Raw genomic sequence first — 17,006 nt, 5'->3', positions numbered from 1 at the left:
TTCCTTTTTCTTTGCAGGTTTTCTTTATAGGCCTGGAAGGAGGGAGACGACATGGTCGATAACCCAGATGCCGATGAAGGGGGTAATAACACCGCCGAGACCCCAGATGCCGAGGTTTCGACGCAACAGTGAGGACGCAGAGGCCGGCTTGTAGGACACACCCTTGAGCGCCAAGGGGATGAGCGCGACGATGATGAGCGCGTTGAAGACAACTGCGGAAACAATGGCGGACTCAGGGGAATGCAGGTGCATGACGTTGAGGCGCTCCAAGTGCGGCAACTGCGTGGAGAAGAGCGCCGGCAGGATGGCAAAGTACTTCGCCAGGTCATTGGCCAAGGAGAAGGTAGTCAACGCGCCGCGGGTGATAAGCAGCTGCTTGCCAATTCGAACGACATCGATGAGCTTTGTCGGGTCAGAATCCAAGTCCACCATGTTGGCAGCTTCCTTCGCCGCGGAGGTACCAGTGTTCATGGCCACGCCCACGTCCGCCTGGGCCAGCGCTGGGGCGTCGTTAGTACCGTCACCGGTCATGGCCACCATGCGGCCTTGTGCTTGCTCCTCACGGATGCGGGCGAGCTTGTCCTCCGGAGTAGCTTCGGCGATGTAATCATCGACGCCGGCTTCCTTGGCAATGGCAGCTGCGGTCAGCGGGTTGTCACCGGTCACCATGATGGTCTTGATACCCATCTGACGCAGTTCAGCGAAGCGCTCGGCCATGCCAGGTTTGACGACGTCACTCAGTTGCACCACCGCAATAACCGTGCGGCTGCCATCGGATTCTTCCACAGCGACGGGCAGCGGGGTGCCACCGTCTTGTGCAATTCGGGTTACGGAATCCTCGATCTCTTGCGGCCAGGTGCCACCTGCTTCAGTAACCCACTTGCGTACGGCATCGCCAGCGCCCTTGCGCAGCTTGCGGTGAGCCAGGTCAAGGCCGGACATCCTCGTCGACGCGCTGAATGGAACGACCTCCGCACTCCGCGCTTCTGCATCTCCTTCGCTGGACAGAGAGTAGTTTTCAGTCAGCCAGGCCACAATGGAACGGCCTTCTGGGGTTTCATCCGCTAGGGAGGAAATGCGAGCAATCGCTGCAGCCTCGCGCTCATCAACGCCCGAAGCCACAATCAGGCCGGTGGCCTGGCGGTTTCCGTAAGTGATGGTGCCCGTCTTGTCCATGAGGAGCGTGGCGACGTCACCAGCCGCCTCCACCGCACGGCCGGAGGTGGCCAGAACGTTGTGACGAACGAGGCGGTTCATACCGGCGATACCAACTGCCGAAAGTAGGGCGGCAATGGTGGTAGGGATTAGGCAGACCAACAGAGCGATAAGGGATAGTGGCGAAAGCTCCGCGCCGGTGAATAGACCCATCGGGGCAAGCGCAGTGACGGCGACGAGGAAGAGGATGGTCAGCGTGGAGAGCAGGATGCTCAGCGCAATCTCGTTCGGAGTCTTGCGGCGTTCCGCGCCCTCCACCAAGGCGATCATGGTGTCAACGAAGGTGGAGCCCGGTTCGGAGGTGATTTTGACCTTGATGGAATCAGAGAGCACCACGGTGCCGCCGGTCACGGCACAGCGGTCACCGCCAGCTTCGCGGACCACAGGAGCCGACTCACCAGTAATAGCCGATTCATCCACGGTGGCAGCACCTTCGATGACGTCACCGTCACCCGGGATGGTCTCCCCTGCTTCTACACGCACGATGGCACCCTTGGTCAGCTCGGACGCGGGGACCACTTCAATGCCAGAGTCAGTAATGAGATTGGCAGTTGCATCATCGCGCACAGAGCGCAGACTGTCTGCTTGGGCCTTGCCACGGCCTTCGGCATATGCCTCGGCAAAGGCGGCAAAGGCAATGGTGAACCACAACCATACCGTCACGACCCATCCGTAAAAGCTGGGGTTGAGGATGGACCACACAGTGGTCAGTGCCGCGCCTACCCACACCACGAACATCACGGGGTTGCGTGCTTGGGCGAGCGGGGACATTTTGCTCGGCAGCGTTTTCAGCGCCGCAGCCGCGAGGCCACTGCTCTTCTCCGGAGCGTTGCGGTGAGGAGTCTTATCCGGCTCAGCGGTGATGGTTTGGGTTGTCATGATAGTGCCTCCGAAATGGGACCCAGGGTGAGGACAGGGAAGAAAGTGAGCGCTGCAACCAGCAGGATTACTCCGATAGTCAACAGCGAGAAGGTAATGCCGGAGGTGGGTAAGCTGCCTGCGGTGGTGGCCTGGCGCTTCTGTCCTGCCAGGCTTCCGGCTAGGTAAAGGGCGAAGACGATGGGCAGGAAGCGGCCCAACAGCATGGCCAAGCCCAAAGTGATCTGCCACCAGGGCTCAGTCACCGTCAGTCCGGCAAAAGCAGAACCGTTGTTATTCGCCGCCGAGGTAAAGGCGTAGAGAACTTCCGACAGGCTGTGGGCATTATCAGCCGTGCCCGGCGCACCGAAGTTGGTCGCTGAAGCTTCCACGAGTTTGCGCTGCGCCACGGAAGCGCCGACGCCCACGAGGACCAGAACCGGCATGGTGAGGATGTACAAGCTAACCGCTGAAATTTCCTTGCGGCCAATCTTGTTGCCCATAAATTCCGGTGTGCGGCCCACTAGGAGGCCACCGATGAACACCGCGAGGATGGCCACAACCAACAGGCCATAGAGGCCAGTACCCACACCACCCGGCGCGATTTCACCCAGCAGCATGTTGAGGATGAGCAGACCACCGCCCAGTGGCGAATAGCTATCGTGCATCGAATCCACCGCACCCGTCGAGGTACCCGTGGTAGACACGGCGAACAGTGCTGAGGCATCAATGCCTAGCCGCTGTTCGATACCTTCCATGTTGGTGCCTGCCAACTGAGACGCGCCGCCGACAAGGGTGTGCTGTGCCCAAGTCACCAGAACAACCATCACGGTCCACAAACCACCAGCCACGCTGAGCAGCGTCCACGCGTGCTTCTGCGACTTGAGCATCACACCATACGTGCGAATCATGCAGAAAGAGATGACAAGCAGGGAGAAGATCTCCACCAAGTTGGTAAAGCCGGTCGGGTTCTCAAACGGGTGCGCAGAGTTGGCACCGAAGATGCCACCGCCGTTGGTACCCAGGAGCTTAATGGCTTCCTGGCTGGCCACGGGAGCACGGGAAATATCTACACCGGACTCCGTAACCAGGTTCGAGCCAAAGGTTTGCATGGTTCCGCCGAGGACGAGCACGGTGGAGATGAATAGCGACAGGGGAAGCAGGATGCGGACGAGGCCGCGGGTGAGGTCCACCCAGAAGTTGCCGATGAGGTGCTGACCATTCTCGGTTGCCAACGTATCGCGGCTGTACCCCAAGTGACCGATGCCGCGGATCAAGGCGACAGCAACACACATGCCCACTGCGGCTGAGGCGAAGTTTTGCACGGTCAGGCCCAGCATCTGCGAAGCGTTCGTCAGAGTGTCTTCACCGGAATAGGACTGCCAGTTGGTGTTGGAGGTAAAGGAAGCCGCGGTGTTGAAGGCCATCCACGGCTCCACGGCTTCCTCGCGGGGGTTTCCAAAACTTGGCAACACCGCTTGGAGCCGCTGCACTGCGTAAAGGACGAGGACTGAAGCCAGGCTGAAGCCCAGCAGAGCGCGAGCGTAGTTCTTAGCGTTATGGCCCCGGTTAGGGTCAATACGCAAAATTCTGTACACAAGGCGCTCCACGGCCCAGTCTTTTTCAGAGGTATATGTGCGGGCCATCCAATTGCCCAGCGGCACGTAGGCCGCTGCTAGAAGTGCAAGGAGGGCAAGATACTGCGGCGCCACCGCCGCAATGCTAGCGATCATGCGAAACGCTCCGGGTCAATAAGGGAAATGATGAGATAAGCCACGAGCGCGACAACAATGATGAGCCCGATGACTGCTGTGATGGTGTTCATGTTCTACGCGTCTCCGTCCATAAACTCGTTGATGGAGGAAGGACCGCTGAACGCAAGGACCACGATCACTATGACCAGAATGTCCAACATGTGGGAGAGACCCCCTTGTGCGCGTGCAATGTTCTGCACTAGTCCGTGCTCAGTGAAGGTTGTCACCGAGCATCAGTGCCTCCTAATCGGCATCTGACATCTAGTGACGTTAGGAGCACACCCCGCCGTACTTACCTTTTCTTTGCGGCATCTTTACACCTTCAGCCTCGAATCTTTACGTCCTCTTTACGCCCCCATTTACCCCCAACTAACAAATGCCGAAACTCCATTGTTTCTGTACATCTTCCTGAATACTCCCCCTAACTGTTCTTTCATCGCGTAAAGTTTCTTTCCATGAACGAAACCTCCGTCATCATCGTGGGCACCGGCCTCGCCGGCATGGTCGCCGGCTACGAGGCCCTCAAAGGTGGCAAGCACGTCATCTTCCTTGAACAAGAAAACCGCAATAACCTCGGCGGGCAGGCTTTTTGGTCACTCGGCGGGCTGTTCTATGTCAATTCTCCCGAACAATCCATGATGCGGGTCAAGGACTCCGAAGAGTTGGCGTGGCGGGACTGGACCAACTCAGCCGATTATGACCCAGTGACCGAGGAGGACCGTCACGACTATTGGGGTGAGAAATGGGGACGCGAATACGTGCGCTTCGCCGCCAATGAAAAGCGCTCCTATCTCAAAGGCCTAGGCCTCAACGTCCTGCCCACCATCGGATGGGCAGAGCGCGGCTCCGGGGATGCCTCCGGCCACGGCAACTCCGTGCCGCGCTTCCACCTCACCTGGGGCACGGGCCCAGAGGTCGTGCGCGTCTTCCGTGAGCCGCTCCTTAATGCAGAAGAAAAAGGCCAGGTAGAGTTCCATTTCCGCCACCGCGTGGATGAGCTCGTCGTCGAGAACGACGAGGCGGGTCGTCCGCGTGTGGTGGGCGTGCGCGGCAGCGTCCTCTCCCCCACCAATCAGGTACGTGGCGAGGCCAGCCCGAGGGACGTCGTCAAGCACTTTGAACTGCGCGGCTCCGCCGTGGTGATTGCCACCGGCGGCATCGGCGGCAATCTGGAGAAGGTACGCAAGATGTGGCCCACTGAGCGCTGGGGCGAATGCCCGAAGGAGCTGGTCACGGGTGTTCCCGCGCATGTCGACGGCCGCGGCATCGACATCGCCCAGCAGGCCGGCGCCTCCGTGGTCAACACCGACCGCATGTGGGCCTACACCGAGGGCATGACCAACTGGAACTCCATTTGGCCCGGCCACGGCATCCGCATCATCCCTGGGCCCTCGGCGCTGTGGATCGACGCCGAAGGCAACCGCCTGCCCACCACCCTCTTCCCCGGCACCGATAACCTGGCCGCACTCGCCCACATTGGCCAGACCGGCCACGGCTATTCCTGGTTCGTGCTCAACAAGGCCATCGTGGACAAGGAATTCATCTTCTCCGGCTCGGAGCAGAACCCGGATCTGACGGATAAGGAATTCAAGAAGCTCGCCGGCAAGCTGGGCCCCGGCACGCACGTGGCCGTCAAGGCCTTCATGGACAACGGTATCGACTGGGTCGTAAAAGACAACCTGGAGGATCTCGTCGCCGGAATGAACGACATCTCTCCGGAGGGCTCCCCCACCATTGATGTGGCCCAACTTCGAAAAGTCCTGGAAGACCGCGATTCTCAGCTTGATAATCCCTTCAGCAAGGACACCCAAGTCAACTACCTGCGCGTGGCCCGCGGCTTCTTGGGTGACAAGCTCATCCGCGTGGCTCCCCCGCACCGCATCCTCGATGAATCCAAGGGCCCGCTCATCGCGGTGCGTTTGAAATTCCTGACCCGAAAGACGCTGGGTGGCCTGGAGACCAACCTCGATGGCCAGTGCCTCAACCCCGACGGCACGGTACTCCCCGGCCTTTACGCCTGCGGTGAGGCCTCCGGTTTCGGCGGTGGCGGCATGCACGGCAAGAATGCGCTGGAAGGCACCTTCCTCGGCGGATGCATCCACTCGGGCAAGCGCGTGGGCGAAGCGTTGGCGCGCGGCTAGCACGGTTTTCTAATACTGTCGGTCACTATGAACCTCGCTAGGAACGTCCGCATCGACGTGGAGAATCCCTTCTTCACCACGTCCCGCTTCGTCGCCGCCCCCGCGGAACTCACCGTGGGCGAGATGATGATCATCGTCCACGCCGCACTCGGCCTCGAGCCCTCTCATCCGGGAATCCTCGTCGGTGGGGACGATACGCCAATCGACGTCCTCAGCATCATTGACCAGGACTTTTTCGAGACTTTCCGGGAGGTAGCGCACTACCACCCCTCGGACGGCGCATGGAATATCAGCATCAGCGTGGCCGATAGCTCGCGCGTCGTCATGGGCCTTCCCGCGCTTATCGCCGGTGAGGGTCCCGATCTCATGAGTGAGCTCGGAAGTGCCGAGGCGATGTTCAAGGTGGTCCTCGACGTCCAGGCCACCATGGCCTACATGGCCGTGCCCACGGATAGTATGGAGCGCATCTTCGCGCTCTTCCCCAACTACACACTGGACCAAATCCACCAACGCCTCACCACGTTCTTCCCGCCAGCAGTGGCGCAGCGCCTGGCCACCATGGGCACGGAGGCCGCCAACCTCGAGGGCGGCACCAAGCCCGCGCTGCCTGGGGATCTCCCGCTCGATCCCTTCCGCTCCACCCCCTTCGAAGACATCCCCGTGCCCTCCCCGGAGCTGCTGGAGCAATGGCGCGCGGACATCCACGAGGCCTACCCGGAGCTGCGCCCCGACTATGAGCTGCCGGCGCTTGACGACGCCACCGCCGCCCACGTAGGCCAGCGCATACGCGAATACCTCGAGGTCATCGAGGAATTTCCGCGTCTCACCGGGGCCGGCTACCTCAAGCAGGCGGCCGTCGCGCGCCTCAAGGAGGGACTGAATAGCCCCAATGATTTTGATGAGGTCAAGCGCGAGGACTACCACCAGCCGTTGCTGAACTTGCGGGGTTTCTTGACGGACTTGGATTGGATCAAGACCACGACGACGGATATCAAGCTCACCAAATATGGCCGCAAGGCCATGAGCGATCCGCTCTGGGCAACGCAGGTCGTCCTGAACAACATCCCCTATGCCTACGCCGAACCGGAGGGCATTCCTCAACTGTCCTTCGAACTAGTCCATTTATTCCGCGGCGAGTGGGAGTTCAACCCGGAATACGACTACACGCACGCCATCACCCGCGACCTGCTGTTCACGCTGGGCGTCCTTGAGGATGATTCCACGTTTCCCATGATTACCGATGGCTGCGAGGGCTTCCTCGGCGCGATCATCACCAAGGTGCGCGAGGAGCTGAACCAAGAGCTGGATTAGCTCCAAGCCGCGACCATGTAGACGACACTCATAACACTGCTCCCTGGTGTTGTTCGGCGGTGAGGTGGGATTGTTGCGCACTAAATCCGCCTAGGTCAGGAAGGCGTCCTGCAAAAGGCATCTGGTAAAAGGCATCTTTGGGTCTAAAAACGCCATCTGCACTGAGTAAATGGCGTTTTTGGTCGCGAAAACGCCATTTGACTGATGCCTTTTGTAAGACGCCTTTTGTCAGTTGCCTCCTGCATGTCAATGGAGGCACGCAGACGTTGCGCGCTGCGAGGGGAGTGACGAAGGTACACGCCTAGGCGCAAAACTGCCCTAACTGACAATTTTCCCCACGATCCTTCGCTGGAAGGGCGCTGGTTTCGTCAACTAGGGCAGTTGCGGCCGCCATCTAACGGAGCCACGTTGGTTTTACTTCACCACCAGGTTGACCATGCGGCCCGGGACGTAAATCTCCTTGACCACGTTCTTGCCGGCGGTCAGCTCGGCGATGCGCTCATCGCTCTTTGCCACGCCCACGACGGTGGCTTGGTCGGCATCGGCGGGCACCATGACGCGGGCCTTGACCTTGCCGTTGATCTGTACCGGAACCTCAATCTCATCGTCGACGAGGTACTTCTCATCGAACTCCGGGAAGGACTCGTAAGTAATGGTCTCCTCGTGACCGAAGCGCTTCCACAGCTCCTCCGCAATGTGCGGGGCAACAGGGGAGACCAGCTGCGCTACCGGCTCAACGGCCGCGCGCGGCGCTCCCTTCGGGTAGGTCTTGGTCAGGTAGTTGACGTACTCGATGAGCTTGGCCACGACGGTGTTGAGGCGCAGGTTCTCATAGTCGTCACGCACGCCGGCGATGGTGCGGTTGAGCTGCTTCAGGTCATCGTCGGAAAGCGCGGCGTCCGTCGTGGACAGCTCGCCGGAGTTCTCATCGATAGCCAAGCGCCACAGGCGCTGCAGGAAGCGCTGCGCGCCCACCACGTCCTTGGTCGCCCACGGGCGGGAGGTATCCAGCGGGCCCATGGACATCTCGTACACGCGCAGGGTATCGGCACCATAGTCGTTGCAGATGTCATCCGGGGCCACGGCATTCTTCAGGGACTTGCCCATCTTGCCGTACTCCTGGTTGACCTTCTCATCCCCGTAGTAGAACGCGCCATCGCGTTCTACTACCTCGGCGGCCGGGACGTAGACACCGCGGGAATCCGTGTACGCGTAGGCCTGGATGTAGCCCTGGTTGTACAGGCGGCGGTAGGGCTCCTTGGAGCTTACAAAGCCCAGGTCAAAGAGCACCTTGTGCCAGAAGCGCGAGTAGAGCAGGTGCAGCACAGCGTGCTCAACGCCACCGACGTAGAGGTCAACGCCGCCCGGATCGTTGGCGCCGTGCTCTTCTGTACGCGGGCCCGTCCAGTAGCGCTCATTCTCCAGATCGCAGAAGACTTCATCGTTCGTCGGATCGATGTAGCGCAGCTGGTACCAGGACGAACCTGCCCACTGCGGCATGACGTTGGTGTCGCGGTAGTACGTCTTGGGGCCATCCCCAAGACCCAGGTCCAGCTCCACCTCAACCCACTCGCGGGCCTTGGCCAGCGGCGGCTGCGGGGAGGAATCGGCATCATCCGGATCGAAGGCCACCGGCTTGTAATCTTCCACCTCAGGCAGCTCGATGGGCAACATCGACTCCGGCAGCGGGTAGGCCTGGCCGGCCTCGTCGTAGACGATGGGGAAGGGCTCGCCCCAGTAGCGCTGGCGGGCAAACAGCCAGTCACGCAGCTTGTACTGGATCTTCTCGCGGCCTACTCCTTGTTCCTCCAGCCACGGAATGATGGCGGCGATGGCCTCATCCTTGGACATACCGTTGATGTCCAGGGAATCGTTGGCGGAGTTTACGGCCTTGCCGGACTCCGTGTACGCCTCCTTGGTGATGTCGCCGCCAGCAACCACTTCAGTAATCGGCAGCCCAAAGACCGTGGCGAACTCATAGTCACGCGTATCGTGCGCCGGGACCGCCATGATGGCGCCGGTGCCGTAGCCGGTCAGGACGTAGTCTGCGATGAAGATCGGCACCTGCTTGCCGTTGACCGGGTTGGTGGCATAGGTACCCAGGAAGACACCGGTCTTTTCCTTGTTCTCCTGGCGCTCCAGGTCGGACTTCGCGGCGATGGACGCGCGGTAGGCCTCCACGGCCTCCTTCGGATCATCATGACCGAAGGTCCAGCGCTCATCCACATCATCGTCATAAGGGATGGGGGAGAGGAGGGCGTCGACAAGCTCGTGCTCCGGGGCCAGCACCACGTACTCCGCACCGAAGAGAGTATCCGGGCGGGTGGTGAAGACGTCGATGTTGTAACCCTCGGCGTGGAAGCTGACCTCTGCACCACGGGAGCGGCCAATCCAGTTACGCTGCATGGACTTGACCTTCTCCGGCCAATCCAGAAGCTCCAGGTCATCGAGCAGGCGGTCGGAGTAGGCGGTAATGCGCATCATCCACTGACGCAGGTTTTTGCGGAAGACCGGGAAGTTTCCGCGCTCGGACTTGCCCTCCGCGGTGACCTCCTCATTAGCCAGCACCGTGCCCAGGCCCGGGCACCAGTTCACGGTGGAGTTGGACAGGTAAACAAGACGGAATTCGTCGAGCGCGTGGCGCTGCTCTTCCTTGGTGAGATCCGCGTAGTAGCGGCCGTCCTTGGTGGTGCGCTTGCCCACCTCAAGCTCCTTGATGAGCTCAGAGATCGGGCGCGCCTTCTGCTGCTCTTCATCAAACCAGGAGTTATAAATCTGCAGGAAGATCCACTGCGTCCACTTGAAGAAGGAGGGGTCGGTGGACTCCACGGAGCGGCGCGGATCGTGGCCTAAGCCCAGAATGCCCAGCTGGCGGCGCATGTTCTTGATATTCGCCTCCGTCGTGGTGCGCGGGTGCGTACCCGTCTGGATGGCGTACTGCTCCGCCGGCAGGCCGAAGGCGTCATAACCCAACGTGTGCAGGACGTTCTTGCCCAGCATGCGTTGATAACGCGCATAGGTATCCGTAGCGATATAGCCCAGCGGGTGGCCCACGTGAAGGCCTGCGCCCGAAGGGTAGGGGAACATGTCCTGGATGTTCAGCTTCTCCGCGGGAAGTTCCTTACCCTCCTCCGCGAGCGGACCGACTGGGTTCGGCGCGTTGAACGTGCCGTTGTCCTTCCAGTACTGCTGCCAGGCCTTTTCAATCTGCGCGGCGAGCTCCGGCGTGTAGCGGTGGGTGGTGTTATCGCTCGGGTTAGTCATGGTTAGACAGTGTAGTCACCGTACGGACATCACCCCAGTTAGACCCAGCTAGACCGCGTCCTTTCCCGCAGAGCGGCGGCACTTAGTTAGCCTGTGCCGTTGCTTCAATCCGTTCAAGGCGCTTGCGCAAATCCACGATGACATCGGTCTTGTTGTAGAAGATATCGACGACAGAGCCCTCTTCATCAAAGGGCGGCTGGAAAATTTCCTCGTAGGCCACGCCACCGTTGTGAACCAGCACGTCCACCAGCATCTTGATGAAGCGGATTTGGGCGGCGCTGAACGAAGTGTTGCTGAGAAGGTCCGCAAATTGCTCCTGGACTGCAGCTTCATCAAGACCTACCAAGCGGCGAATGAAGGCAGGAATACTGTCTCCACCCATGCGTTCCCGCAGCTTGTCAATGCTTTCCTCGAAGCCCACGCTTCCCCCGCCAGCCTGAGCCACCATGGCTTCCAACGCGGCAACATCCTCTGCGTTAAGCGCACGTGCACTACGCAACTTGATCATCGCGAGATCGTTGTCGTGTTCCTGCAGCACATCACGCAGCTGTTGTTCGGCCTGAGAGGGGTAAGAGCCTGTTCCGGGCAGCCGCCCAGGCATCTCATCATCGATCGTGAGTTCACCCATCTCATCTTGGATGTCGAGGGTCACGGCGTTGCGCTTTCCCTTGGGCACGAACTGGATGAGCGAACGCATGCCGATGCGGATGGTCTCGAGGTCCTCGACCGTAACGTTCTTCCACCACTCCGGATCCAGCGCGCGCTCGAGGAAGGACCGCCGCTCGGCCACCATGGGGATGGTGGAGCTCACGGCCATGAGATCATTCGCCATACCCTCCACGCGTTGGCGCATTGCCGCAAACTCGGGGCTGTGGTCGAGCAACCCCACTTGGAGCTTCAGAATCACCAGATCAAAGCGCTTAGCTGTCTCTGGTTCCTTCATTGTGTTCAGCGGCAGGTGTGCGAGATGGCGGCGCAGCTGCTCAGCCTTTTCCTCATTCACGTCGTCCCAGGCGGAGCGCTCGCGGTAGCGCATCAGGGTTTCTTTGTCGCCGGGCCGGACCATGATGTGGCCTAGCGGCACAGACGCCGTTGAGGCGTGGAGGGAGTCGGCAAGCTCGGCGCGCAGTTCTGGGGCATCGGAGTGCTTGTCCAGCTGCGCGAGCAATCCCACGCGGGCATCAAAAAGCTTTTCCGACAGCGATCGCGGGCGTCCCGTGGCCGAATCACGGGCTTCACCCTTGTAGAACTCATCCACGTTGCCGCAGAAGTCGAAGATGAGGAAGTGCGTCTTGTCCATCCCCGGCCCGAAGAGGTCCGGGCGCAATCGCGTCCCTCGGCCCACCATCTGCCAGAACTTGGTGGGGGAGTAGATGGGTTTGAAGAAGACGAGGTTAACCACCTCGGGTACGTCGACGCCAGTGTCCAGCATGTCCACGGAAATCGCGATGTTGACGTCCCCGTCCGGATTTGCAAACTCGTCTAAGGCCGACTGCGCATACTTTGTGTGCGTGGTGATCACGGAGGCACCAGTGCGCGAATACTCCGGGAACGTCGCGTCAAAGACTTCCTTGATAAGTTCCGCGTGGCGTTGGGTCCGGGCGAAGATGATGGTCTTTCCCAATTGGTCGCCGCCCACGCGAATCCCGTTCTCCACTACGGTTTTCAACACCTTGCGTATGGTGTCCTTGTTGAACAGGTAGCGGTTGATCTCCGCTGAAGAAATCTGTCCGGGCGGATCTAGGCGCCCACCGTCCTCGTCGGTACCCCAATCGGACGTGTCCCACGCCAGCTGCTCCTCGGGGGAAAGCTCGTCATAGGACATACCCCGGCGCAGGAAGAGTGAGTCCTGCCGAGCCGTCTTGAAGGGAACGAGGTTTCCGTCTGCCACAGCTTCATCGAGGCCGTACTCGAAGGACGGGGTTTTATCCTCCATCTCAAAGAGCGCATATGTGTCATGGTCGATTTCGCTCTTCGGCGTCGCCGTCAGCCCCACCACGTAGGCATCGAAGTACTCCAAGATGCGCTTGAAGCGGTTGTACACGGAGCGATGGGCCTCATCCACGATGATGAGGTCAAAGTCGAACGGCCCAAACTTGGCCGGCTTGTCTCCGTCATCCCCAATCAGGTTCATCATGGTGTTGTAGGTAGTGACGTACACATCACCTACCTGCTCAGGATTTTTGATGAGGTTCACGGGCGTGGACTCCGCGTACATGCTCACAAAGGCCTTGTGCGCCTGATTGACCAAGGCAGTGCGGTCCGCCAGGAACAGCACCTTGCCCACCCAGCCGGCCTGGCGCAACAGCTTGGCGGTGGCCACGGCCACACGCGTCTTACCAGTTCCCGTCGCCATGACCAGCAATGCTTGGCGACGCCTCCGCCTCTCCAACGTCTCCGTCACCGCACGGATGGCCTCGAGCTGATACGTGCGGGCGCCGCCGCCAGCAATCTCCGTATCGACCGCCGTCTCACTCAATAGGGCACGCATGGTGCGCCGCCCGATCATGCGTCGCAATTGCTGCGCGGTGGGGAAACCTTCGACCTCTCGGGCGGGATAGCCCACACCGGAGCCAGGAAGGTTAGCGGCATCATCGATCAGGTCAATGTGATAGCCGTTGGTACACAACATGACCGGCCGTGTGCCGTATTCGCGCTCGATGCAGTCCGCGTACAGCTTCACCTGTTGAGCGCCCACGCTCATAGACTCCATCGATTTCTTCGCTTCGATGACGGCCAGCGGTGTGCGGTCATCATCCCACAAGACATAATCTGCGTAGCCAACGCCGGAGGGATTGGGCATGCCGCGCAGCTCGAGCTCTCGAGTGATTGAATCATCACTAAACCCTGCTGCTTCGAGCATCGGGTCAATGAGCTGTCGGCGGGTCTCGGCCTCGCTGATCGCCAAAGGCGCAGCCGACGGTGCTGCCACCCCGGCGCGCTCTGCAGCGGCTGCTTGTTGCTCAGCCAACTGCTCCTGGAGGGCCTCAATCTTGGCAGCAAGTTCGTCTTTCACCTGCCGTGCAGCTTCGCGCTCCGCTTCGGCTTGCTCCTGGGCATCGGCGATCTCCGCCTTCGCCTTAATCTCCGTGCTCCGCCGCTTGAGCTCGAACTGGGCAGCCTCACGAAGGCGCTTCTCCTCCGCTTGACGTGCTGCTTCCTGGGCTTCGTTGAGCAGCAGCCGGTTCTTCTTTAGCTCCTCATCTTTCTGTTCCAGCTTTTTGAGGTACGCGGCGGTCTGCGCTTGGGAGCGCCCAGCAACGTGAATGCCTGAAGAGTCAGCTGTGGCTTGGCCCAGCAGGTTAGTATCAAAAGCCGCCTGCGGACCCGGTGCGGCCTGAGGGTTGGCCGAGTGGTACCGCACCGCCCAGGCCATGAGGTCATAGAGGTGCGCCGCCGCCTTCCGCGCCCTCTGCGGGGAGGTCGGCGCTTGCTTACCCTCCATGTCATCGGCGTGCGCGGCGTCATTACCGCTCTTACGCAAGATGGTCATCTTGCGCAGCATGGTCTCGTTCTTCACGCACTGAAGGAAACCACGGTCCCTGGTCATCTCCGCCAAGCTGAGATACCGAGTATCACCTAAGCTCCGGAATGCCCAGATGTGGTTCACCACCCGCTCTAGCACCTTGCGCGCATAGAAGCAGGAAATCACGGGGTCCGCATCGACGAACCGCTCTACCTTCAGGCATTCCTCATACGCCGTGGGCCAGACATAACGTACAAAGCTGAAGTTGCTGCGTGCAGGCCCACCTGGCACACCGTTGCGCCCAGCAGTCGGGGGAGTAGTGGTCACCATAGAGTTCTCCAGGGACAAGTTTTCACATCACCAGGGACGTGGTGTCATATCGAATACAGCTTGATTCCAGTAATTCTAAGTCACCGCCCTATACCTAGCTACCAGAATTACTCCGTTCCCGGGTCAATCTCTTCAGCCTCTCTCTTCCCTGACCTATCGCCGTCCTCCCTGGTTAATCACTGCATTCGCCCCTTGTCCTTGCCTAAATACGCCACTAAAATCACCGTTGTCCTGCAGTTCTACAGTTGGCTGTTCCAAGGTCCACCAATCAAAACAAGGACACCAATAAAGAAGGACAAAACACCCGTCCACCGGATGTTCAGACAAGGCAGCTAAAACGATGACCAGTATTTCTTTGCGCGAACTCACCCAGCGTTCTGAGCACATAGTGCGTGCAGTGGCCGCTACGGGTCACAACGTGATCATCACTGACCGCGATCAAGCCATCGTTCGAATTGTCCCCATCTCATCCCCAGATAGCCCCGTGAAGCAGTTAGTGGCTGCCGGAATTTTGAGCCACGCTCCAGAGCCTTATTCACAGCCAGCCGCCACAGCCCCGCAGCCAAGGCACACAGACAATCTGCGTCCTGGAACCGACATTATTTCGCTACTGGACCGTGACGACCGCTTGTGATGGCTTATGTGGATGGCTCGTTGCATGACCCCATCCAGATGCGCCGACAGACTATCCACGCCGAGCCTTCTGCGCCGCTTCCTTGCGGACGTTCTTAAAAATCTGCGTAATGTCAACAGCGCCGTCAGTTTTATCTAGAGTATCTACGTCATAGGCACCAGCACGCTGGGTCTCAGACGCCAGCTCTCGCAGTGCTTTGCGGCGTTCACTCCGCAGCCCATCCCGGTACCGCAATAGGTCAACGAGCCGAACTCTCCTATGCCTTCCACCGGTAGTGCACTCAAATGCTATCGATCCATCCTCAAGCTTCTTCACCAGAGTCGGCCTACTAATGCCCAGGAAATCTGCCGCTTGCTGCGTTGTGAGCAACTGGTCTACGGGCGCAACAGTCACGGTCTTTCCTTGCTGCATCGCGTGAACTGCGTCTAACAACACGCTCAATGCCTCCTCGGGCAGATCTACCGCCTGCCCGTCGGGCCCCACTAGCGCAGTAGGTCCCGACTGCTGCTCTAAAACCTGCTCAATTTCATGCTGCGGCATGCATCGTTTCTTCAAGGCAGCAAGCCAACAAACAAGCAAATCCATAAAAATAATTTTGATTACTAATAACCAAGACTTCAGACACAATCTTGGGCTATAACTACAAGGTCACTATTTCTCTTCTCTGAAAGTTGAACTCTCTCATGACATATTCTCGGCTCGGCCTTGGCGTATCCATTGCCGTTTCGCTCTCTTTGGTTTCTGTCCCTTCCGCTACTGCTCTCGATGCTCAGCTGGACACTCGCAACGGCAAAGAGATTTGTGTGGTCTCCCTCGACTCCGCGGAAAAGGAAATCTCTAAAAAGTACTTCGCTGCGAAACTCGAGGAACAAACCAAACTGCAGAACCGCATGCGCCAGGACTTCCCACAGTATGCGGACAGCTTTGCCCGCCTAGACTCCGCCCCTCAGACCCACAACATGCTAAGTTTCTGGTCTCTCAGCCGCTTTGCGCTCCCCACTGAGGCTGAGCTTGTGGCTCAGGGCTACGACCGCTTGGACGCTTCCTACCTCGTATTCACCAATTCTGACACTGAGGCCGAATACAAGGAATGGGCGGCCAACGGATATCCCTTCAATTGGGAAGTGGCGCGCAATTGGACTCCCAGCGAACTCGCTGAGTATCCCTACGGCGATCTCCCCGTAGTGAACTCACAGAACGGTGAAGTCGAGGATTCTGCCATGGATCTTCGGGCACAGGTGCCCTCGTACTCCACAGGTCTACAGGCTGGTTTCCCCACTACTTCTCAAAAGCTGACCAACCTCATGAAGCCAGGGGAGCTTCGTCTGCAACCTCTCGAGGATGAATTCGAAGCCGTAGCAGGCCTCGAAGTCATGGGCTTTACCTTGCCCTTCAGCTCCACTGTCACCCTTGCTGGTGCTTGCGAAAACGCCTACCTCGCGAAGGAACAGTCCGAAGCTGAGGCCTCTACTACGCCGCCGACCTCTGAACCAGTTCCGTCCACTAGCACAACCACGGCACCGACCACTTCCGTTGTGCCTCCTTCTTCGACGAAACCAACCACAACCCGTCCGGCTAAGACCACCCCGGCAGCTACTCCTACCGCACCCGCGAAGCCGACCACGGCAAAGCCAACTACAACCAAGCCCAAGCCGACCACGACCAAGTCCACCTCTGCGCCGACATCCACCGCGCCCGCAAAGCCGACCACAACCACTCCAGCACCGAAGCCCAACAAGACCAATGACAGCGGTTCCTCAACTGGCGGAATCATCGCCATCGTCTTGGCAATTCTTGCCGCCGCAGGTATTGGTGTTGTGGCCTTCCTGCCGCAACTAGGGTTCAAGCTCCCTTTCTAGAGATTGGCTTCTTAGGTCATCGCCATTAACTCTTTTAAGACAAAAGGGCGGAAATAGTTTCCCTGACCCGACTAATGACAGGCGCCCAGCTCCATTTCGTTGAGCTGGGCGCCTGTCCTTTTTTAAACGCAGCGAAAGGCTGTACTCGCTCCCGCAATCGCAAGAATCCGCCTC

The 17,006-nt window shown here is 59.4% G+C and carries 11 protein-coding genes; 4 read left to right on the top strand and 7 right to left on the bottom strand.

Annotation, left to right across the window (positions count from 1 at the left end; all coding sequences use genetic code 11):
• Nucleotides 1-24 precede the first annotated feature (24 nt).
• Genes kdpB through HMPREF2912_RS12990 form a run of 4 tightly spaced genes read right to left on the bottom strand, consistent with a single transcriptional unit; the run spans nt 25 to nt 4,054 of the window.
• Nucleotides 25-2,094 carry a potassium-transporting ATPase subunit KdpB gene (gene kdpB, locus HMPREF2912_RS05855; protein WP_070533697.1) on the bottom strand — a complete coding sequence of 690 codons (2,070 nt, stop codon included), beginning with the start codon at nt 2,092-2,094 and terminating at the stop codon, nt 25-27.
• Nucleotides 2,091-3,803: a potassium-transporting ATPase subunit KdpA gene (gene kdpA / locus HMPREF2912_RS05850; RefSeq protein ID WP_369822001.1), complete on the bottom strand. Its 1,713-nt coding sequence runs from the start codon at nt 3,801-3,803 to the stop codon at nt 2,091-2,093. The genes kdpB and kdpA overlap by 4 nt, the downstream gene beginning before the upstream one ends.
• Nucleotides 3,803-3,898: a K(+)-transporting ATPase subunit F gene (gene kdpF, locus HMPREF2912_RS05845; protein WP_039672809.1), complete on the bottom strand. Its 96-nt coding sequence runs from the start codon at nt 3,896-3,898 to the stop codon at nt 3,803-3,805. The genes kdpA and kdpF overlap by 1 nt, the downstream gene beginning before the upstream one ends.
• 3 nt (nt 3,899-3,901) lie before the next feature.
• Nucleotides 3,902-4,054, bottom strand: coding sequence for a hypothetical protein (locus HMPREF2912_RS12990; RefSeq protein WP_158011604.1), 153 nt, complete (start codon nt 4,052-4,054; stop codon nt 3,902-3,904).
• 228 nt (nt 4,055-4,282) lie between these two features.
• Here HMPREF2912_RS12990 and HMPREF2912_RS05840 point away from each other — a divergent pair, with 228 nt between their 5' ends.
• Together HMPREF2912_RS05840 and HMPREF2912_RS05835 are read left to right on the top strand one after the other, a co-directional pair.
• Nucleotides 4,283-5,968: an FAD-binding dehydrogenase gene (locus HMPREF2912_RS05840; protein WP_070563929.1), complete on the top strand. Its 1,686-nt coding sequence runs from the start codon at nt 4,283-4,285 to the stop codon at nt 5,966-5,968.
• Between the two features lie 27 nt (nt 5,969-5,995).
• Nucleotides 5,996-7,279, top strand: coding sequence for a hypothetical protein (locus HMPREF2912_RS05835; RefSeq protein ID WP_070561867.1), 1,284 nt, complete (start codon nt 5,996-5,998; stop codon nt 7,277-7,279).
• Nucleotides 7,280-7,693: 414 nt separating this feature from the next.
• On the opposite strand, the gene leuS is transcribed toward HMPREF2912_RS05835, so the two are convergent.
• Nucleotides 7,694-10,543: a leucine--tRNA ligase gene (gene leuS / locus HMPREF2912_RS05830; RefSeq protein ID WP_070596473.1), complete on the bottom strand. Its 2,850-nt coding sequence runs from the start codon at nt 10,541-10,543 to the stop codon at nt 7,694-7,696.
• An 82-nt stretch (nt 10,544-10,625) separates the two neighbouring features.
• On the bottom strand, nt 10,626-14,339 hold the full coding sequence (locus tag HMPREF2912_RS05825) for a type I restriction endonuclease subunit R (protein WP_070683557.1): 3,714 nt from the start codon (nt 14,337-14,339) through the stop codon (nt 10,626-10,628).
• 340 nt (nt 14,340-14,679) lie between these two features.
• Between HMPREF2912_RS05825 and HMPREF2912_RS13405 the strand changes: the two genes are divergently transcribed.
• Entirely contained in the window at nt 14,680-14,973 is a 294-nt protein-coding gene (locus HMPREF2912_RS13405; RefSeq protein ID WP_083306435.1) for a type II toxin-antitoxin system Phd/YefM family antitoxin, read from the top strand.
• A 51-nt stretch (nt 14,974-15,024) separates the two neighbouring features.
• Here the strand turns inward: HMPREF2912_RS13405 and HMPREF2912_RS05820 are convergent, their stop codons facing one another.
• Nucleotides 15,025-15,513, bottom strand: a complete 489-nt coding sequence (locus tag HMPREF2912_RS05820; RefSeq protein WP_070683556.1) for a helix-turn-helix domain-containing protein — start codon at nt 15,511-15,513, stop codon at nt 15,025-15,027.
• Between the two features lie 143 nt (nt 15,514-15,656).
• Between HMPREF2912_RS05820 and HMPREF2912_RS05815 the strand changes: the two genes are divergently transcribed.
• Nucleotides 15,657-16,832, top strand: a complete 1,176-nt coding sequence (locus HMPREF2912_RS05815) for a hypothetical protein (RefSeq protein ID WP_070683554.1) — start codon at nt 15,657-15,659, stop codon at nt 16,830-16,832.
• Nucleotides 16,833-17,006 lie beyond the last annotated feature (174 nt).

The organism is Corynebacterium sp. HMSC056E09 (assembly GCF_001813425.1).
Lineage (GTDB): Bacteria > Actinomycetota > Actinomycetes > Mycobacteriales > Mycobacteriaceae > Corynebacterium > Corynebacterium hesseae.
Note: the sequence above shows the minus strand (reverse complement) of the source record. Positions and strands in the feature narration are given on the sequence as shown.